14 protein-coding genes are annotated in these 20,780 nt (G+C 33.4%); 8 read left to right on the forward strand and 6 right to left on the reverse strand.

Annotated elements, in window-relative coordinates; all coding sequences use genetic code 11:
• Positions 1-30: 30 nt before the first annotated feature.
• Entirely contained in the window at positions 31-1,827 is a 1,797-nt protein-coding gene (gene typA / locus BLV84_RS04545) for a translational GTPase TypA (RefSeq protein ID WP_093240414.1), read from the forward strand.
• Positions 1,828-1,887: 60 nt separating this feature from the next.
• Here typA and BLV84_RS04550 read toward each other — a convergent pair whose 3' ends face one another.
• The 3 genes from BLV84_RS04550 to BLV84_RS04560 form a co-directional block, all read right to left on the reverse strand.
• On the reverse strand, positions 1,888-3,108 hold the full coding sequence (locus BLV84_RS04550) for a permease (RefSeq protein ID WP_093240418.1): 1,221 nt from the start codon (positions 3,106-3,108) through the stop codon (positions 1,888-1,890).
• A gap of 36 nt (positions 3,109-3,144) precedes the next feature.
• A complete protein-coding gene (locus BLV84_RS04555; protein WP_093240421.1) occupies positions 3,145-4,581 on the reverse strand; it encodes an SDR family oxidoreductase in 1,437 nt (478 codons plus the stop codon).
• Between the two features lie 126 nt (positions 4,582-4,707).
• Complete coding sequence (locus tag BLV84_RS04560) at positions 4,708-5,934, reverse strand: multidrug effflux MFS transporter (protein ID WP_093240425.1); 1,227 nt, start codon at positions 5,932-5,934, stop codon at positions 4,708-4,710.
• 230 nt (positions 5,935-6,164) lie between these two features.
• Between BLV84_RS04560 and BLV84_RS04565 the strand changes: the two genes are divergently transcribed.
• The 5 genes from BLV84_RS04565 to BLV84_RS04585 all read left to right on the forward strand — a co-directional run bounded on the left by BLV84_RS04565 (position 6,165) and on the right by BLV84_RS04585 (position 11,573).
• Positions 6,165-7,085 carry a DUF368 domain-containing protein gene (locus BLV84_RS04565; RefSeq protein ID WP_093240428.1) on the forward strand — a complete coding sequence of 307 codons (921 nt, stop codon included), beginning with the start codon at positions 6,165-6,167 and terminating at the stop codon, positions 7,083-7,085.
• Positions 7,085-8,098 carry a DUF368 domain-containing protein gene (locus BLV84_RS04570; RefSeq protein ID WP_093240431.1) on the forward strand — a complete coding sequence of 338 codons (1,014 nt, stop codon included), beginning with the start codon at positions 7,085-7,087 and terminating at the stop codon, positions 8,096-8,098. Before BLV84_RS04565 ends, BLV84_RS04570 begins: the two co-directional genes overlap by 1 nt.
• A gap of 1 nt (position 8,099) precedes the next feature.
• Positions 8,100-8,828, forward strand: coding sequence for a shikimate dehydrogenase family protein (locus BLV84_RS04575; protein WP_093240434.1), 729 nt, complete (start codon positions 8,100-8,102; stop codon positions 8,826-8,828).
• Positions 8,829-8,933: 105 nt separating this feature from the next.
• A complete protein-coding gene (locus BLV84_RS04580) occupies positions 8,934-10,889 on the forward strand; it encodes a DUF349 domain-containing protein (RefSeq protein ID WP_093240437.1) in 1,956 nt (651 codons plus the stop codon).
• A 9-nt stretch (positions 10,890-10,898) separates the two neighbouring features.
• The gene (locus tag BLV84_RS04585) at positions 10,899-11,573 is read left to right on the forward strand and encodes a class I SAM-dependent methyltransferase (protein ID WP_093240440.1); all 675 of its coding nucleotides are present in this window, start codon (positions 10,899-10,901) and stop codon (positions 11,571-11,573) included.
• Here BLV84_RS04585 and BLV84_RS04590 read toward each other — a convergent pair.
• From BLV84_RS04590 to BLV84_RS04600, 3 genes are all read right to left on the reverse strand, one after another.
• Positions 11,563-12,963 (reverse strand): tetratricopeptide repeat protein, encoded by a 1,401-nt coding sequence (locus BLV84_RS04590; protein WP_093240443.1) that lies wholly within the window; start codon positions 12,961-12,963, stop codon positions 11,563-11,565. The two genes, BLV84_RS04585 and BLV84_RS04590, sit on opposite strands and share 11 nt — an antisense overlap.
• A gap of 72 nt (positions 12,964-13,035) precedes the next feature.
• Entirely contained in the window at positions 13,036-14,226 is a 1,191-nt protein-coding gene (locus BLV84_RS04595; protein WP_093240447.1) for an aspartate aminotransferase family protein, read from the reverse strand.
• Positions 14,226-15,872, reverse strand: a complete 1,647-nt coding sequence (locus tag BLV84_RS04600; protein ID WP_093240488.1) for an OstA-like protein — start codon at positions 15,870-15,872, stop codon at positions 14,226-14,228. Before BLV84_RS04600 ends, BLV84_RS04595 begins: the two co-directional genes overlap by 1 nt.
• A 146-nt stretch (positions 15,873-16,018) precedes the next feature.
• Between BLV84_RS04600 and BLV84_RS04605 the strand changes: the two genes are divergently transcribed.
• A complete protein-coding gene (locus tag BLV84_RS04605; RefSeq protein ID WP_143521323.1) occupies positions 16,019-16,411 on the forward strand; it encodes a hypothetical protein in 393 nt (130 codons plus the stop codon).
• A gap of 45 nt (positions 16,412-16,456) precedes the next feature.
• Complete coding sequence (locus tag BLV84_RS04610; protein ID WP_093240498.1) at positions 16,457-20,779, forward strand: CusA/CzcA family heavy metal efflux RND transporter; 4,323 nt, start codon at positions 16,457-16,459, stop codon at positions 20,777-20,779.
• The last annotated feature ends 1 nt before the right edge of the window (position 20,780 follow it).

Genomic DNA, 20,780 nt, shown 5'->3' on the forward strand with positions numbered 1-20,780 from the left:
AACTTCGCAGCCTTAAATTTATCACTTTTTATGGATATTAGAAATATCGCAATTATAGCCCACGTTGACCACGGTAAAACAACTTTGGTTGACAAAATCATGTATCATTGTCAACTTTTTAGAGATAATGAAAATACTGGAGATTTAGTTCTTGATAATATTGATCAGGAACGCGAACGTGGGATCACGATTGTTTCAAAAAACGTGTCTGTTCAATACAAAGACACAAAAATAAACTTGATTGACACACCTGGTCACGCCGATTTTGGCGGAGAGGTTGAGCGTGTTCTTAACATGGCTGATGGTGTTTTGCTTCTTGTTGATGCTTTTGAAGGCCCAATGCCACAAACGCGTTTTGTATTACAAAAAGCAATTGACCTAGGTTTAAAACCTTGTGTCGTTATTAATAAAGTTGATAAACCTAACTGTACGCCAGACGAGGTACACGAGAAGGTTTTTGACCTCATGTTTGAATTAGGTGCTGAAGAATGGCAACTTGACTTCCCTTCTGTTTATGGTTCTGCCTTAAACAACTGGATGAGTGAAGACCCTGAGGTGAAAACTGAAAATCTTGAACCTTTGTTGGACATGGTTGTTGAACACGTTCCAGTGCCTAAAGTTCAAGAAGGAACAGTTCAAATGCTGATTACTTCTCTTGATTTCTCTTCATATACGGGTCGTATCGCGATTGGTCGTTTGCAAAGAGGAACACTTAAAGAAGGTATGCAAGTTTCTTTGGTCAAAAGAGATGGCAGCATTACCAAAACTAAAATTAAAGAATTATATACTTTTGAAGGTCTTGGCCGATTAAGAGTTAAGGAGGTTAAAGCTGGAGATATCTGTGCATTGGTGGGCTTAGAAGGTTTTGAAATTGGTGATACAGTTGCCGATATTGAAAATCCTGAAGCTTTAAAATCAATCACAATTGATGAGCCTACGATGAGTATGCTTTTTACAATTAACGATTCTCCATTTTTCGGAAAAGATGGAAAATTTGTGACTTCAAGACATATTAAGGATCGTTTGATGAAAGAGCTTGAGAAAAACTTAGCTCTACGTGTTGAAGAAACTGATTCTGCAGACAAATTTATCGTTTATGGACGTGGCGTCATGCACTTATCTGTCTTAATCGAAACGATGCGTCGTGAAGGTTACGAATTACAAATCGGGCAACCACAAGTTATCATCAAAGAAGTTGACGGTGTTAAAAGTGAACCTGTTGAAGAATTAAAAATTGATTTACCTGAAGAAGTTTCTGGTAAAGCTGTAGAAATGGTGACCATGCGTAAGGGCGAAATGCTAAGCATGGAAACACGAGGTGAAAGAATGGTCATTGAGTTTATTATTCCTTCTCGTGGTATCATTGGTTTAAGAAATCAGTTGTTAACCGCTACTGCCGGAGAGGCAATTATGGCACACCGTTTTAAAGAGTTCCAACCGCTTAAAGGAGATATTCCTCAAAGATTAAATGGTTCTTTAGTTTCTATGGAAAAAGGAAAAGCAATTCCTTATTCTATTGATAAATTACAAGATCGTGGTAAGTTTTTTGTTGATCCAGGTGAAGAAATTTATGAAGGACAAGTCATAGGTGAAAACTCTCGTCAAGATGATATCACAGTGAATATTACAAAAACTAAGAAGCTTTCTAACGTGAGATCTTCTGGTGCTGACGATAAAGCGAAAATAGTTCCTGCAAAGAAATTCTCTTTGGAAGAAGCGCTTGAATATATTCAGAAAGACGAATATGTAGAAGTGACACCTAACTTTTTACGTTTAAGAAAAATCTACTTAAAAGAAGTTGACCGTAAGCGTCACAAAATCATCTAATTCATAAGATGTTTTTATAAAATTCAAAAAGCACATTTCATCAATTGGAATGTGCTTTTTTTATAGTGCTATTTTTAGTATCATCCCTCCCAAAAGCCAAACATAGCTTATAATAGCTAAATATTTTAAAAGCTTTTCGCTTAAAGAACTTTTGGAAGACATGCTGTGATTATGTCCTTCATTTTTAGATTTAAAAAAACCTATATAAATTAATAAACCTGAAATAAGGAAGAAAATAATATTCATATAAAAAGTGTAATCCAACTTAAAGTAAGTTTGATCAATAATACTTTTTTCAGGTTGAGATGGTAAAGCATCAAAAAAATTGAATCCATAATGCAATAAAATTGAACTCACTATTAAAGATACAAAAAGCAGAAATAAAATAAAAAATGACATTTTCCATCCGTAATATTTTGCATTAATTCTCAACACAGGAAACACGACCAAGTCACTAAATATAAAAGCAAAGACTCCTGCAAAACTAACACCATTATCAAAAAGCAAAGCGGCCAATGGAATATTACCCATAGAACCTATAAATGTAATAAAGGCTGCGATAGGACCAATAATTGTATGTGCTAATAAAGTTAAAAAATCATAAGAGCTTTGCTCTGAACCTGAATTAATAAAAAGAGTTTCAAAAAAAGAAGTCGGCACAAATGCTGCAATAATCCCGGCTATAGTAAAACCTATTGTGACATCTTTCCATACCATTTTCCACTCCATCCCATATTTTCTACCAACCTTTTTCCAACTTTCAGAAGATTTTATTTTCTTTTTAAAAGATGTTGTTTCTCCATCATGCGAGCTATCTTTATCATCTAATTTTTTTCTAGCATTTTCAATGAGCTTTTTTGGCTTTAAAATTTTAATCAAAAACCAACTGACAAGAATTAATAAAATACCTCCGATATATTCGCCAACCACAAATTGCCATCCTAAAAATATTGAAATCACAATTCCGAGTTCTATCACTAAGTTTGTTGACGACAGTAAAAATGCAATCGAAGATGAAAAGCTAGCACCTTTCTTAAATAAAGATTTTGTGGTTGATAATGCTGAAAAGCTGCACGAACTACTGATAAAACCAAAAAAAGTACCAAGCAACATACTTTTCCCTTTAGCATCACCCATTGTTTTTTGCATACGCTTTTCGGTAACGAAAATTTGAATCATCGCACTGATAGCATAACCCAAAATAAAAGCCCACAAAGCCATCCAGAAAAAACCTAAACTAATGTAGGCGGATTCAGCCCATTTTTCAAAAAATTCTGACATCTTAAATTTATTGATTCATAAATTTAAAAAAAATCTCTAAATCACCCAAGATAACTTTTTAGATGTCAGCCGATTCAACATACCTTGAAAAATAAAGGCGTGAAATGGCAAAACAGAATACCAATACAAGCGTCCCATAACTCCAATAGGTCTGAAAGTTGCAGTTTGCACCAATTTATCTTTTTCTAATTTAAATTCAAGCCAAGCTTCTCCTGGTAATTTCATTTCAGCATATAATAATAAACGACCTTCCTGTCTATCTGCATAAAGTACACGCCAAAAATCTAAAGAATCTCCAACATCAATTCTATGAAGGTTTGTTCGACCACGACGCAAACCAACACCTCCTAAAAACTTATCCATTACACCTCTAATTTTCCATAGAAAAGTAGCGTAATACCAACCCGTTTCTCCACCGATACTCCATATTTTTTCCAAACATATTTCACGACTTGCAAATTCTTTAGATCTTTTATCTTTAAAACAACCATAGTCTGGAACTTTGATAAACTCTGAAGCATTCACTGGAAAGTTACTACTGACAGAAGCATCTTTCCAACTCGATAAAATTTCATTGCTCTCTATTTTCTGAAAAGCTTTCTTCAAGGCTTCAGAATAAGTAATGGGTTCAATATCTAAAATTTTGTTTATTTCATTATTTGAACAGACCACTTCAACCTTCATACTATCGACAAGTGATGAAGCCAATTTATAAGTTGTAGAAGTTACGAAATATAACCAATATGATGATAATTTTGGCGTCATCACAGGAACGGTATATATTTTACGTCCCAGATTTCTTGCATCTGAAAAACCAAGAAGCATTTCTTTATAAGTTAAAATGTCTGGACCTCCGATATCAAAATGTTGATTAAAGGTTTTTTCATTCATCAAAGTTTCAGTCAAAAAAATCATAACATCAGAAATCCCGATGGGCTGGCATCTCGTATTAAGCCATTTTGGAGCAATCATCACTGGTAGTTTTTCAACTAAATCACGAATAATTTCAAAAGAAGCGCTCCCAGAACCAATAATAATTCCAGCACGAAGACTTGTAAAATTATAATTTCCTTCTGAAAGTTTATTTTCAACATTTAAACGAGACTCTAAATGCTTTGATAGATTGTTTTCGTTAACAATCCCACTGAGGTAAATAACATGCTGTACATTGGTTTTTTCAACAGCATTTCTGAAATTAATCGCACAGTCTTCTTCCATTTTCTGGTAATCTGCAGAAGTTGACATGCTATGCACAAGATAATATGCGGCGTCAATATCTTGAGGAATTTTATCTAAAGAATCTTCATCTAATAAATCTACTTGAATAACAGAAACATTGTCCTTAATCGATTGCGGCGGATTAAAACGATGCGGATCGCGAACGCAGCAAACCATTTGATGACCTTGTCCTGCCAAAATTGGTAAAATTCTTTTGCCAATATATCCAGTAGCGCCAGTAAGAAGTATTTTCATAAATGAAGTAATGCTTAGCTTACAAGTTAATTAAACTAAGTAAATAGAAACATGAATCTCAATTTTTATTATAAAAATTTTATGAAGCTTTTAAACAAAACAAAAATCGCAAAAAATGAAATCTCTTTATCCCATTACATGTGCAAGAGCATCTTTTTCTCTAAACTTAAACCTGAGTAAGAAAAAACTACTTAGCACAAAGCTAACTAAAATAACAATAGACATTGGCATGAGGTTTTTATCAACAAATAAGCTGATAATGTAAGAAGCTATTGCTCCAAATATCATTTTAAAACTTCCTATTAAAGCTGAGGCCCTTCCTGCCTTTTTTATAAATGGATAAAGCGATAATGCTGTGGTATTCGGATTTTGAAAACCTAATAAAAACAATATCAAGTAAAGACTTCCAACAGTCACATCAAACCTTTGAGAGGTGTAAGCGTTGACGACTAAAATTGTAGATAAGAAAATTAAAATGTAACTGATTTTTAAAGTGAGTTCATAAGTTCGAATCCTTTTGAGTAAAAAACGATTTAACTGACTTCCCAGGATAAGTCCTGAAGCATTAATCCCAAACAAAATCGCAAATTCAGATTCTGTCATTTCATATTTATCCATAAACAAACCAGGTGCTTTTGAAATGTACGCAAACAAAGCTCCAACTGTTAAGCTTCCTGCCAGGGAAAATGTAAAAAATATTTTATCCTTAAAGATGTCTTTATATTTTATTAAAACATCTTTCACGTTTAATTGTACAGTTTTATCTGGTGTAAAATAATCAGGTAATAAAAAATAAGTACTGATAAACATTAAACTTGCAATAATGGCTAAGCTTAAAAATATAACTTGCCATGTAAAATGAGCAATAATGAATCCGCCCAAAGTCGGTGCTATAATTGGCGCGGCACCCATGATCAACATCAAGAAAGAAATTGCTCTTGCCACTTCTTCAGGTGGAAAAACATCACGTACAACAGCTTTAGCGGCAACCATGCCAGCTGATGCGCCAATTGCTAAAAACAATCTTGAAATAATTAACCACCATAATGTTGGTGAGTAAAAACAACTTAAAGCAGAAATTATATAAATCACCAAACCGATGAGTAAAGGTTTTTTACGGCCAAATTTATCCATGATGGGACCGTATGCTAATTGTCCAAAAGCAATACCGATAAAGTAGCTGGTTAAAGAAAAACCAACCTGTGCTTTTGTTGTTTGAAAATAATCTGCAATGCGATCAAAACTCGGCAAATACATATCAATTGATAGCGGACCGATTGCAATTAATGTTCCTAAGACTAATAAAATAATTTTTTCTGTGCGCTTGTCTGTAACGCGTTCTGTATTTTGCATTATGCAAATTTCTATCAAAATGAAGACAAAAAACATCTTCTCAAGTCAATTAACAATTAATTAATAGCAAGCTTTTAAAAAATTAAATAATAAATATTTAAGAAAAATGAATCCTCATTTGACACTTATAATTTTGATTATAAAAAAGTGCATTCCACAAATGATATTTGTAATTTGCGAAGCGTTTTAAGTTTATATCATATACATCAAATTTCAATTGAAAATAACGCATGAGTAGAAATTTTAAAGATTATATCGGCATTTCGCTTAAAGGTTTAGCGATGGGAGCTGCAGATGTTATCCCTGGTGTTTCGGGTGGTACAATAGCTTTTATTACAGGAATTTATGAAGAGCTGATCACAAGCATCGGGAATATAAATTTAGGGCTTTTTAAAACTTTAAAAAAAGAAGGAATTAAATCCTTCTGGAAAGAACTTAACGGAAATTTTCTGATTTCACTTGCCATAGGTATTGGTATTAGTCTTTTTACATTGATGCGTTTAGCACATTTTCTGATCGAAAATCACCCTATCAAAATTTGGGCTTTTTTCTTTGGTCTCGTTTTAGCTAGCGTTTGGTTTGTCGCCAAACAAGTCACAAAATGGCGATTATCAACCTATATTATATTTGCACTCGGTGCCATTATTGCTTTTGGTGTCACGCAATTAACCCCAGCAGGCGGAACAAACAGTCTTTTTTATTTTTTCTTCTCTGGTGCAATTGCAATTTGCGCCATGATACTTCCTGGTATTTCAGGGGCATTTATCCTCCTGCTTTTAGGCGTTTACAAGGATGCGAGCGAAGCTGTAAGTCGTTTAGATTTTGAAATTATTTTAATTTTCGCTATCGGCGGTATCACAGGATTATTGGCCTTTTCAAAACTCTTAAAATGGTTGTTTAGCAATTATAAAAACATGACTCTCGCTTTGTTAGGTGGTTTTATTCTTGGCTCACTTAATAAAATTTGGCCTTGGAAAGAAGTTTTAAAAACAGAAATTATTGGTGGCAAAACAAGAATCATTGCTGAACGCTCTGTTCTGCCTACAAATTTTGATGGTGAGAATCACATGATCTTTGCAATCTTCTTATCTATTGTAGGCTTTTTAACAATCATTTTATTAGAGAAAATAGGCGATAAAAAAACGAACTAATGGAAAAGAAACGGACTTTTACAGATAGACTTCTTCTTTTTCTAAAAGGTGTTGCCATGGGCGCTGCCAACAAAGTTCCTGGCGTGTCTGGCGGTGTTGTAGCTTTTGTTGCTGGATTTTATGAAGAGTTTATTTACTCTCTTCAAAAGTTTAATTCTAAATCTCTTCTTTTACTGGTTAATGGTCGATTTAGAAGTTTATATAATTACTTAAATATTAGATTTTTAGGTCTACTGATTTTAGGAATGATTTTTAGCTATTTCAGCGTTTCTAAAATATTAGATTATTTCTTAGTTCATTATGAAATCAAAGTTTGGGCTTTATTTTTCGGGATGATTTTAGGCTCGATATATTATATCGCAATGGACTTTAAAGTCACCAATAAAAAGGAAATTGCCATGATTGTTGTTGGCGTTTTAGGCGGTGTAAGCATCAGTTTATTTGAACCAGCAACACAAAATGACAATCTGTGGTTTGTATTTCTATGTGGTATCATCAGCGTTTCTGGCATGACACTTCCTGGTCTGTCAGGCTCCTTCATTCTCATCTTATTAGGAAATTACGTTCTGCTTCTTGTCGATTCTGTCAATGCCTTATACGATACTTTTGCCGAAATTATCAAGTGGGATTTCAGTTTTACCTCAAACCCAGAACGCATCAATTTATTAAAAGTTTTAGCCGTTTTTACAGCGGGTTCCATGTTCGGACTAGTAACATTATCACATGCATTAGGTTATTTATTAAAACATTTCAAAAACCTAACCTTTGCATTTATCATCGGATTTATCACAGGCAGTTTAGGCGTTGTTTGGCCATGGAAAACAAAAGTGATCAAAACAAATGAAGCTGGACAAATGCTTAAAGACAGTAATGGCAATTTTATTATTGAAACTTATGATCGTTATTTTCCAAAACTTTCAATGATGGGAAGTTGGCTGGAAATTAGTTTTATAATCATTGGGATTTTGATAGTTTTAATGTTAATTTGGTCATCCAAAAGAACAAAAGCTTGACATGAAGAATTTCGGACTTTTAGGAAGAAATATAGATTACTCCTTTTCCAAACCATATTTTGAAAAAAAATTCACTAACGAAGGAATAGAAGCGACTTACCAAAACTTTGATATTTCAGACTTATCTGAATTGAAAAATATTTTGAATAGCAATCCTGACTTGAATGGTTTGAATGTTACAATTCCATACAAAGAAGAAATAATCAAGCACTTAGATGAAATTGATGAATCTGCTAAAAGAATTGGAGCAGTTAATGTCATCAAAATTGAAAAAGGAAAGACAAAAGGTTATAACACAGATATTTACGGTTTTACAAAATCATTTTTTCCTTTAATTGAGAATCATCACCACAAAGCACTTATTTTAGGAAGTGGTGGCGCCTCAAAAGCTATAAAAAAAGCATTGATTTCAATGGGTTTTGAAACTCAGATAGTTTCTCGAACAGCTGCAGAAGGCGTTTTAACTTACGATGATTTAAATGCCGAGATTATGAAAGATCATCAAGTTATTGTGAATTGTACGCCGCTTGGCACACACCCAAATATTGAAAATCATCCACAAATTCCATACAAATATCTTTCTCATAAGCACTTGCTTTATGATTTGGTTTATAATCCGCCAATCACAACTTTTTTAGCACTCGGGAAAGAACATGATACAAAAGTTTATAACGGTCAAAAAATGTTAGAATTTCAAGCTGAAAAAGCATGGGAAATTTGGCATCAATAGCCTAAAATCAAATGATTTTTAAGCATATATAAATGGCAATTATTTTGTGTATTTGCTGGCGAGTTCTTATATTTCCAACTTCTACGAACTTTAACATTGAAACAAATGTCTGACAACACAAAGCCTACTGAAAATCAAGAGAAAGACTCACAAGAAAATTCTCAAGAAACGACTCAAGATCAACAAGCTAATTCTCCTCAAGAAGATTCTACGGAAGAAAATACTGATGTGGAAAACGAAGCCGAAGCTTCATCAAGTGAAGAAAAAGAAGATGAGCATCACAAAGAAATTGAAGATGCAAATGCGGAGGAAAGTGAAGATGTTGATAATGCAAGTCGTCATCAGATCTTGATGAAAGATTATGAGGCGATGTCTATCGACGAACTCGTTTTGGAATTAAACAGTTTGCTTAAAAACGAAAAAGTTCAAAACATTCGTGATCACGTTAATCAGATTAAAACTGAATTTGACAAAAAATTCAATGAAATTATTGAAGAGAAAAAAGAAGAATTTGTAGAAGAAGGCGGAAACGTCATTGACTTTCACTACTCTTCACCTATCAAGAAAAAATTCTACCAAACATATTTTGACTACCGTGAGAAAAGAGATAAATATTACTCTCAACTCAAGAAAAATCTCAACGAAAATCTTAAAGTTCGTTTAGGTATTATTGAGGAACTCAAAAACATGATTGGTTCTGGAGAAAGCATGTCTGCAAGCTTTCAAGAATTTAAAAAAATACAAGAACGTTGGCAAAATGCGGGTTCTGTTCCTAAAGCAGATTACTCTACACTATGGAATAATTATCATCATCACGTTGAGCGTTTTTACGACTTTTTACACTTAGATAGAGAGTTTAGAGATCTTGACTTTAAGCATAATTTAGATCAAAAATTAAAGCTGATCACAAGAGCTGAAGAGCTTGCTGATGAAAAGGATATCAATCGCGCGTTTAGAGAATTACAACTTCTACACAAAATGTGGAAAGAAGAACTTGGCCCGGTTGCTAGAGAATATCGTGAAGATATTTGGCAAAAATTTAGTGAAGCTACCAAGAAAATTCATGATAAACGCAATCAACATTTCGAAGAGCTAGATAAAGATCGTGAAAAGAATCTTGATGTTAAAAATGACATTATTGCTCAAATTCAAAAAATAGCACATAAAGATGTTAGCTCTCATAATGACGCGCAACAGAAAATTAAAAACGTTGAAAAACTAAGAGAATTGTTTTTCAAATCAGGAAAAGTGCCGCGTAAAGATAATGAAGCAACTTGGGATGCTTTCAAAACGGCGACTCGCGAATTTAATAGAAAGAAAAATCGTTTTTATAAAGACTTAAAGAAAGAGCAATACGAAAATCTTAAAAAGAAAGAAGAATTAATCAAGGTTGCCCAAGAACATAAAGACAGTGAAGATTTCAAGAAGACAACGCCGATAATGAAGAAAATCCAAGAAGATTGGAAGAAAATCGGGCACGTGCCTCGAAAAGATTCTGATAAAATCTGGAAAGAATTTAAGGCGGCTTGCAATCATTATTTCGATAAATATCACAGTCAGAAAAAAGAGGAAAACAAAGAAGAGTTTGAAGCTTTTAACCAGAAAAAGGATTTGGTCAATGAACTTAAAGCATTAAAACTTGAGGGCTCAGATGAAGAGAAACTAGAAGTTATTAAGCAATTCATTGAAAAATGGAATCAGCTTGGTTTTGTACCTCAGCACAAAAGATATATTGAAGGAAAATTTAATCGTGCGCTTGACCAAATTTTCAAAACCGTTGATATCAGCAGAAAAGATGCTGAGTTGATGAAGTATCAAAATAAGCTTCAAGATCTTGATGAAGCGACTGATACGAAGAAAATTAAGCGTGAAGAGTCTTTCTTAAGAAAGAAAATTGACGAGACAAAATCGGAGATTAACCAATTAGAAAATAACCTCCAATTCTTCTCAACGGCAAATAAAGAAAATCCTTTGGTTAAAGATGTTTATACCAAAATTGAAAAAAGAAAAGAAGATCTTGACATGTGGAAAACTAAATTAGATCAAATCAGGAAACTTTAAGAACAACACATGTCTGTTTCAGATGATATTTTAAGCTTGACTCTTGCCTGTCCTTTGTGCAATAGTCAAGCTTCTTTTTTTACAACATCTAAACACATGCAAATCTATTTTAGATGTGAACATTGTGCGTCAGTTTTTATGCGTCCAGATGATTATGTCAACTCAAATGATGAGCAAAAGCGCTATGAAACACATAATAACGATGTAACAGATCTGCGATATCAAAGATTTGTTTCTCCGATCACAAAAGCCATTGAAAAGGAATTTTCAGAGCATCATCAAGGTTTAGATTATGGCTGCGGAACTGGCCCAGTGGCGACTTACGTATTAAAACAGAAAGGTTATACAGATATCAAGCTTTATGATCCTTTCTTTCATAACAAGCCAGAAGTCTTAGAAAATCAATATGATTTTATTATCTGTTGTGAAGTGATGGAGCATTTCTACAACCCAAAAGCTGAGTTTGAAAAATTAAGACAAATGCTAAAACCCAAAGGTCAACTTTTATGTAAAACAAGTTTGTTTCTTGAAAAAAATAATCAAAAAGATTTCGAGAACTGGCATTATAAAGATGATGAAACTCACGTCTTTTTTTACAGTGAAAAAAGTCTTGAGTACATCAAAAATGAAAAGAATTTCAAATTAGTTGAGTACGATCAGAAATTAATTCGTTTTATTCTTTAAAATATTTTTTGAGCAATTCCATCGCTCGATCTTCTTCAAATAAACGCGGAAATAAACCTTGACTTAAAAGCACATAACTTGTATGCAGCTGCAAAGCTTTCTCTAAAAGTTTGAAAGAATCTTCTTGTTTTCCTTTATAATAATATAAACCAGCTTTTCTATAAATAAGTTTAAAGTCATCTGGAAAAAAGTCCAAAGCTTCACTTATTGTTAATAAAGCTGCATCTAATTGATTCATTTCAGCGAGCAAATCTATTCGAGTAATCCATGTTTCGTATTCATAGTTGCCCAACTCAAGGCAGCGACCTAAAGCATGCATGCTTTCTTCTTTTCTGCCAAGCTCATTAGAGATAAAAGCTAATTGCTTCCAGTACAAAACATTTTCTTCATCAATATTAATCGCTTTTGTGATGTGATAGTAAGCTTTTTCATAAGCGTTTTCTTTAGCATAGAAATCTGATAAAACCAACCAAACTTTATCCATCAAAGGATCTTCATGAATGGCTTGCTTATAATTCTTAAGCGCTTTCTTTCTATCATTTAAAGCCTCGTAACATTTACCAATTCTTAAATAAACAAATGCAGTAGGATCATCAAGTTGCAATGTTAATTGATAAATAGAAATGGCTTGTTTGTATTTTTTGAGTCGCTCAAGTACTTTAGCTTTTTCAATATAAGCACCAACAAAATATTCGTCAGAAATAATCGCAAAATCAAAAGCTTCAATGGCTTTATGATAGTTTTGATTTTCAAAATGCAGTTTCCCCATTTGGTGCCAAGCAATTTCCGAGTAAGGATTTTCGTTAATAAACTCCTTCAAAAACTGAATAGCTTCTGCTTTTTGGTCTAAAAAATCAAAGCAATAAATCACGTTATACAAAGCTGTGTAATCGGATTTATCAAGTTTAACACATTCGATATAAGATTCTTTGGCAGAAGTGAAATTTTCCAAAAACAAATACTCCATCCCTAACATTGAATGAATTTCTACTGGTTCAGAGGCGTATTTTAAAGCTTCATTTAAAACTGAAATTGCTTCATGGTGTTGATCCAATTTAGACAACACATTTGCAATCATGATATAGATTTCCTCATTATGAGGTTCAATTGATTTCAACTCAAACAACAAGTTATTAGCTTCCTCTAAACGATTCTCGAGAATAAGAAGTTCAGCTTTTAAAGAAAGTAAATTGACAGCAACTGGATGCTGATCAAGACCTAACTTTAAAGCCTTTTTTGCTAAAGTCATCTTACCAGTATCCATATAATGACCAACGATGTTTTCGAACTCAGAGAGGTCGAAAAACAAGATCTCATTAGTCTTGAGCATCGTCTCAAATTTATCAATCGGAAAATTAAAATCCTCGTGTTGAAATGGATCTAACTTCATTCTAAAATTTTTTTTCAAGATAAGTCTCTTTAAAGAAATCACATCTGCTTTCTTTAAAATCTTATCAACAATCTATTGATGGTTAATTTTTATTTTATCTAATATATCGATAATAATACGACATCCTTTCTCTATCTCTTCATTTGATATCGTTAAAGGAGGTGAAATTCTGACTGCTTTTTTCTCATAAAGCAACCAAAACAAAATAAGATTATTCTTTTTAGCCTCAAGAACAAGTTGGTTAGCGATATCTTCATTTTTACAAATAACGCCAATCATCAAGCCTTTGCTTCTAACCTCTTCTATTAAATCGTGTTTTAAAAGCTTTCTAAACAGTTTTTCTTTTTCTAAAGTTTCTGCAATAAGATTACTATTTAATAACTCTTGTAAAGTTGCTAAAGCAGCTGATGCGATCACAGGATTCCCTCCAAAAGTTGTGATATGACTCATTTTAGGATGATCGCTCAATTGATCCATCAGCTGAGCTGAAGCCACAAATCCGCCAATTGGCAAACCTGAAGCCATCGCTTTACCAATCACTAAAACATCTGGAACGATGCCGTAATATTCAAAGCTAAAAAGCTTTCCTGTTCGCCCAAAGCCAGGTTGAATTTCATCTAAAATCAATAAAGCGCCTACCTCTTCACAGCGTTTTTTTACTTTTTGTAAATAATTATTTTGAGGTTCAACAAAACCTGCGCCACCTTGAATTGTTTCTAAAATAACAGCTGCGGTTTCTTCAGTAATTTGATTTAATTCTTCAACAGCATTAAAATTAATGTGACGAATTTCAGGAATTAAAGGTCTAAATGGTGCAATGCGTTCTTCATAATCCATCAAACTTAAAGCACCGAAAGAATTACCGTGATAGCAATTTTTGGCTGCGATAATTTCTTGACATCCAGTTGCGCGTCTCGCTAACTTCATAGAAGCATCAATGGCCTCAGTTCCGCTATTTACCAAGTATGTTTTTGATAAAGGTTCTGGTAAATTCTCGGCGAGTAGCTTTGCAAACTCAACAGCTGGTTTTTGAACATACTCCCCGTAAACCATCACGTGCATATAGCGATCAAGTTGGTTTTTAATCGCAGAGATAATTTTAGGATTGGAATGTCCCAAACCACAAGCAGAAACGCCAGCAACAAAATCTAAATGCGCTTCGCCATCTGTCGTGTATATATAACTTCCTTTTGCATAGTCAACCTCTAAACCTAATGGATGAGGTGTTGTTTGCGCCTGAAATTTTTTAAAATCTGTTTGCATTATTCCGACTTTAATTTGTCTTTTTTATCTTTTGCTTCTCGCAATGAAGATTTTTCATTAATCTTAAATTCAGATGGTTTTTCTTCTTCCTCTTCAGGATCTTCTATCCCTTGAATTTCAGTTTTCTTGTAAGCTTTACGATTGGAAAACAAATCTGATTTTTGATGAAGTCGTTCGTCTCCTCGCCATAAAAAACCTTTAAGCTTCCTTGCGTTTGGCGGAAAATCATCCTCTGGATATGTTTTATCTTCAGGTTGATTGTAATAATAAATATCTGTCACTTCACGGTTTTCTAATAGCATCTTGATTTTTGCAGCAAGAGATTTATTTATTCCAAAAAGCTCACCATCATCTTCACGAACGTAATAAATTGTTTCCGTGTTTTTAATCACATTTACTTCGTAGAGTTCGTTGTCTTCAAATAAACCATATAAATATTGACCTTTTACCTGATTATAACCATCAATACTGTCTTTTTGAATCATAAAACTATTATCAAAAACTTTCAAAGAATCTAACTTTTCAGTTTCTGTGTTTGATATCAATTCAATTGTATCGCCTGTGATTTGATTATCAAAAGACCACAAAACAGGATTACCAATCATTTTTGTCAACCCAGTTTTTTCATTGGTATGAAGTGAATCAGACTTTCCATTGAGATCAGATTTATAAATCCTGACATCATAAAAAGCGCTGATATCTCTATCTGTTTCTTTTCCTTTCAAAATTAAAGTATCACTTGCTATAAAAAGAGAATCTTGTTTCGCATCGCCTTCTTGTAAGGTCGCAACGTGAGGTAAACCTGTCACAATTAATGAATCTTTATCTCTAAAAACTTCAGCAAATTGACCATACAAAGTTGATGCATTCGCTGTGTCGATCACTTTAACATCGTTTGTGGCTGCCGCATAATTTTTATTTCGGTTGAAATAAATACTGTCACCATAAAGATCTCGATTTTCATATTCAACATGTGAATTTCTCACAAAATAACCTTCATCTGCTCGTGTATCATAAAAACCTCTCTCACAGTAAACCGTGCTGGTTTCTCCCTCAATAGTTGAAGGCCCGTATAAATATGCATGTGCAGATTTTGTGTAAAAATCAATATGCTCAGAGTGAATAATATATTCAGGATGCGTCACAACAACATCTTGACGGAAACTATACTTTTCCTTTTCCATGTAATAAGTTCCGCGTTGGCTTGTAATTGTGCTCAACGAGTCTCTAACTTTTCCGCCACTTCTGTAAAAAGCTTCCTGTTTTTGACGATCAAAAAACAATGAATCAGTCGTGAGTTGATTATCTGGTGTTCTTAAACTGACATTATTACTGGCAAAAGCAAACTTTAGATTCCCATCATATTCAGCGTATTTACTGTTCATTTTAATAGTATCTCCTTGATTCATTTTCACATTTCCATAAGCTTTAAAAAAATTATCTTTTTGATAAAACAAAGCCTGATCACACCACACCTCTATTCCTTCATGCTTGAAATAAACTTGATTATTGACTTTATTAAAAATAACAGCATCGGGGTACTTTTCTTCATCTAAATTTGTTCGATCACTTTCGTAATAAATGTCTTTCGTTTGCGAAAAAAGAAACGCAGGAAAAATGAATAAAAGGTATATGAATCTTTTCAAGAAATATAATTTTCGACAAAATTAAACATAATTTATTTCATCTGCTTTTATTCAATAATTATTGTGAACTCCATTAATAAATTCTTTAACATATCATATCAGGTTAAATTGATTATTTTGATAAAAATTATTGTAATTTTGCTGAAATGAAAATTTTATTTATCTACATATTGAGTTTTCTATCTTTGTCGCAATCACTTATGTTGACAAGCACAAACTTATATAACATAAATGAACTTTTTAAACATTATCAATTACATAAAGCAGAGTTTAATGATGATGTTTATGATTTTTTGGATCAACATTTTGGTATAGATAGAGAATCCCACGCAGATAATCACGGTCATTCTGACAATGAAAATTTACCTTTTAAGGAGTGTCAATTTCATACACACAATCATAATCTAGCATTACCAAATTTAAATTTCGATTTTAAGTTAATTTTTAAACATTACAAACCAGAACTCAATGTCGCTTACATTAAGCACTTTGATTCTGCTGAACTTTCCAAAATACTACAACCTCCGCGCATGATTTAATTAAATATTGTTTTCAACAAGATTTTTAATTAAATACTTATACACATGTTATCTAAAATTATTGATTTTAGTTTGAAGTCTAAATACTTCATTCTATTATTAACAGCTTTTATAGTGGGTTTTGGACTATTTTCCCTCACAAAAATTTCCATTGGTGCTGTTCCAGATATTACCAACAACCAAATTCAGGTTATTACAACCTCAAGGCATTTATCAACCGCTGATGTTGAGCAATTCATCACCTACCCTATTGAATTAGAGATGTCCAACTTACCTGGCGTGACTGAAATTCGTTCTGTCAGTAAATTCGGACTTTCTGTTGTGACTATTGTCTTCGATGATGATATGGGAACCTACTTACCTCGACAATTAATTGCAGAAAAAATTAATGCGGCAAAGGAAAAAATTCCTGAAGAATTTGGTTCACCAGAAATGGGACCAATTACAACTGGCCTTGGAGAAATTTATCAATATACTTTAGAAGTTGAAGAAGAACACCAAGGCAAATACTCAGTAATGGAGTTAAGAAGTATTCAGGATTGGATTGTGAAACGTCAACTTTCAGGAATTCCTGGTGTTGTTGAGATTAATACCTGGGGAGGCTATCTTAAAGAATATGAAGTTGCCATTAATACTGAAAAACTCGATGCTTTTGATATTAGCATTGATAAGGTGTTTACAGCTTTAGAAAAAAACAACTCTGTTGCAGGCGGTAGCTATATCGAGCGTAACAATCAGGCGTATTTTATACGTGGTGAAGGCTTGGTTAAAAGTCTTGATGATATCAGAAACATCAGTGTCGAAAATAGAAATGGCAATCCTATTTACATCAGTGATATTGCTAAGGTTGGGTACGGGCACGCCAGAAGATTTGGCGCTATTACAGGAAACGGAGAAGGTGAAAAAATTCTCGGTCAAGTGATGATGCTTAAAGATGCTGATGCCAATACAGTTATTAATGATGTCAAAGAACGTCTCAATTCAATTGAAAAATCTTTACCTGAAGGTGTTCACATCAACGGGTTTTTAGATAGAAGTGAATTAATTAGCAGAACAACTTCTACAATTTCAGAAAATTTATTGATCGGATTATTTGTTGTCGCATTTATCGTGATTTTATTAATCGGTGATTTACGCTCTGGACTTATAATCTCCTCTGTTATTCCATTAAGTTTCCTCATAGCGATTAGCTTGATGTATATCTTTAATATCGATGCAAACCTCATGAGTATGGGTGCGCTCGACTTCGGGATTATCATTGATGGTGCCGTCATTATTGTGGAGTTTGTCGCTTTTAAAATGATGATGAAACATAAAGATTTTAATAAATTAAACTCTGAAGAATTCAAAAATCTTAAAGACAAACTAACTCGTTCTGGCGCTTCTAGAATGATGAATTCAGCCATATTCGGACAATTGATTATTCTGATTGTTTTTATACCTATTCTAACACTTTCAGGCGTTGAAGGAAAAATGTTTAGACCTATGGCGTTAACTTTTAGTTTCGCCCTACTTGGTGCTATGTTTTTATGTTTTACATGGATTCCTGTTGCATGTAGTCTATTTCTAAAACCTAAAAAAGAAAATAAATCAACTTTCTCTTATAAAATTATCAATAGCACAAAGCGTGGATATTTGCCCGTTCTTAAATGGTCTTTGGATCATCCACGTATAATTATTGGTTCAGCTGTTCTTTTAATTGGTATTGGTGCCTTTACTTTTTCCAAAATGGGAAGCGAATTTGTTCCCACTTTAGACGAAGGTGATTTTGTGATTCAGCCCGTCTTAAAAACAGGTAAATCTCTCGAAAGCACCATCGAAAGAACGACAAAAATAGAACAAATCTTGCTCAATAAATTCCCAGAAGTTACGCAAGTTGTCAGCAGAATTGGTGCTGCCGAAGTCCCAACTGATCCGATGTCAATGCAAGACTCTGATATTATCATTAGACTAAAACCTCAAAAAGAATGGGAATCAGCATCAACAAAAGATGAGTTAGCTGATAAAATGAAAGAAGAACTTAGCGTTATACCAGGTATGGAAATCCAGTTTACGCAACCTATCGAAATGCGTTTTAATGAATTGGTTAGCGGTGTTCAAACTGATATTGCAGTTAAAATTTTCGGTGAAGATCTTAATGTTTTAGCTCAAAAAGGAAACGAAGCAAGGGCGCTCATTTCATCTATTGAAGGTGCCGCTGACATCAGCGTCGAAAAGATAGTTGGTTTACCTGAAATGACTGTTAATTTTAAACGTGAAAAAATTTCTCGTTACGGTCTCAACATCGAAGATATTAACATGATGCTTGCCGCAGGTTTTGCAGGTAAACAAGTCGGTGTTGTTTTTGAAGGAGAGAAACGTTTTGACCTTGTTGTCAGGTTAGATGAAAGCAAAAGACAAGATATTGATGATGTCAGAAATTTAATGATTGACACGCCTAGTTCTGGAAAAATACCATTAAGTGAAGTCGCTGATATTCAGCTTCAAAAAGGTCCAGCACAAATTTCAAGGGACGAAACAAAAAGACGAGTTGTTGTAGGTGTTAACGTGAGAAACCGTGACCTTAAATCGGTGGTGACAGATATCCAAAATACACTTAATGCAGATTTAAATCTTCCTGTTGGTTATAGTTTGACCTATGGCGGTGAATTTAAAAATTTAGAAAGTGCTACAAGACATCTCCTTATTGTCGTGCCTATTGTTCTTGTACTCATCTATCTTATGCTTTTATTCGCATTAAAAAAGCACCGTGACGCCTTATTGATATTTACAGCAATACCTTTTGCTTCTATCGGCGGTATTTTCCTTTTATGGTTACGTGATATGCCTTTTAGTATTTCTGCAGGTGTTGGTTTTATTGCTCTTTTTGGAATTGCAGTTCTTAACGGAATTATTCTCGCAGAATATTTTAAAGATCTTAAAGAGAGCAAACATCGTTTAACTAAAAATGACATTACAAAAGCGACTTTAGATCGTATACGTGCTGTTCTATTAACAGCCAGTTCAACAGCTTTAGGTTTTTTACCAATGGCTTTATCAACAGGGGCTGGTGCTGAAGTACAAAGACCTTTATCTACTGTTGTTATTGGCGGTCTTATCACTTCAACAATTCTAACTTTAATTGTTTTACCTGTTTTATATATGATTGTAGAAAATAAAATAAAAAAACCGAAAATTTCTAAATCAGCTTTAAGCATTGTTATTTTTATTATTTGCAGCTTTTCAGCTTATTCGCAAGAGTCTGAAATCGAAAGATTAAAAAATCAGATGCTTCTGAATAATCAAGGTTTAAAAGCTCAAACACTTTTAGCTGAGTCAGAAAAGATGAATGAAGGCAATGCATTTAAGTTTGACAAAACAAATTTGAGTTTCGGATATGATAACTTGGAAGTTGATCCAGTGAAAGGTGAACCTATGATGAAGTACGGAATCTCTCAAGATTTTAAATTCCCTACTTTATACGGAACCCAAAAACGTTTGTTAAAAACGAAAACATTATATGCTGAAACACAAACTCAACTTTCAGAGATTGTTCAAACGAAAGCACTTTATATCGCTTATCAAGATTATTTGGCAGCAACTGAAAAACTGAATATCTATAGACAATTAGATAGTGTTTACAGAGACTTTGCCTATATGGCAAAACGCAAATTTGAAGAAGGCGAATCGACATATTTAGAGAAAATCACCGCAAAATCTAAGCAACAACAAATTGAAGTCCAACGCAATAACATGATGCAAGAACTCGATAATGCAATTTTAAGTTTAAAGCAAATTGTTCAAGCCGAAAAACTCAATCTCAAAGGAGAAAAACTTTCTAGATTGACCTTAGATTTGAATCAAATAGAAAATAATCCTGGTTTAGAGCTACAAAAAATTAATACTAAAATCAGTGAACGAGAAGCTGCTTTAGCCAAAAATGAGCTTCTTCCTGACATTAGTTTAGGCTACTCAATAAAAACGAATTCAAACATTTCAAGAAATTATGATATTTATGAAATTGGCTTAAAAGTACCATTATTATTTTTCGGAAATCGATCAGACATCAAAGCAAAAAAACATAAACAAATTGCGGCACAAGCCAATGAAGCTCAAGCCAAATTAGATTTTGAGAGTCAAAAAGAAAAGCTTTTAAACATTTATAAAACACAAAAAAAGAGTTTAGATAACTTTGAGGAAAACCAATTACTTGTCGCTGATCAAATAATTGAAAGTTCTCAATCAAGCTTCAAAAACGGGGAGATTGATTTCTTTAGATATGTGCAAAGTATTGAAAATGCACAAGACATCAAATTAGCATATATTGAATTGATCAGAGCTTATAATACAAGCGTTATCCAACTTAATTACTTCACCTTAAACTATTAAT

The sequence above is a fragment of the Psychroflexus halocasei genome (assembly GCF_900107595.1).
Classification (GTDB): Bacteria; Bacteroidota; Bacteroidia; order Flavobacteriales; family Flavobacteriaceae; genus Psychroflexus; species Psychroflexus halocasei.

Excerpts from the sequence above, each read along its gene's own strand:
- typA (WP_093240414.1), top strand. The coding sequence starts at position 31 with ATGGATATTAGAAATATCGCAATTATAGCCCACGTTGACCACGGTAAA.
- BLV84_RS04590 (WP_093240443.1), bottom strand. The coding sequence starts at position 12,963 with ATGAAGTTAGATCCATTTCAACACGAGGATTTTAATTTTCCGATTGAT.
- BLV84_RS04555 (WP_093240421.1), bottom strand. The coding sequence starts at position 4,581 with ATGAAAATACTTCTTACTGGCGCTACTGGATATATTGGCAAAAGAATT.
- BLV84_RS04575 (WP_093240434.1), top strand. The coding sequence starts at position 8,100 with ATGAAGAATTTCGGACTTTTAGGAAGAAATATAGATTACTCCTTTTCC.
- BLV84_RS04595 (WP_093240447.1), bottom strand. The coding sequence starts at position 14,226 with ATGCAAACAGATTTTAAAAAATTTCAGGCGCAAACAACACCTCATCCA.
- BLV84_RS04605 (WP_143521323.1), top strand. The coding sequence starts at position 16,019 with ATGAAAATTTTATTTATCTACATATTGAGTTTTCTATCTTTGTCGCAA.
- BLV84_RS04610 (WP_093240498.1), top strand. The coding sequence starts at position 16,457 with ATGTTATCTAAAATTATTGATTTTAGTTTGAAGTCTAAATACTTCATT.
- BLV84_RS04550 (WP_093240418.1), bottom strand. The coding sequence starts at position 3,108 with ATGTCAGAATTTTTTGAAAAATGGGCTGAATCCGCCTACATTAGTTTA.
- BLV84_RS04570 (WP_093240431.1), top strand. The coding sequence starts at position 7,085 with ATGGAAAAGAAACGGACTTTTACAGATAGACTTCTTCTTTTTCTAAAA.
- BLV84_RS04580 (WP_093240437.1), top strand. The coding sequence starts at position 8,934 with ATGTCTGACAACACAAAGCCTACTGAAAATCAAGAGAAAGACTCACAA.
- BLV84_RS04585 (WP_093240440.1), top strand. The coding sequence starts at position 10,899 with ATGTCTGTTTCAGATGATATTTTAAGCTTGACTCTTGCCTGTCCTTTG.
- BLV84_RS04565 (WP_093240428.1), top strand. The coding sequence starts at position 6,165 with ATGAGTAGAAATTTTAAAGATTATATCGGCATTTCGCTTAAAGGTTTA.
- BLV84_RS04560 (WP_093240425.1), bottom strand. The coding sequence starts at position 5,934 with ATGCAAAATACAGAACGCGTTACAGACAAGCGCACAGAAAAAATTATT.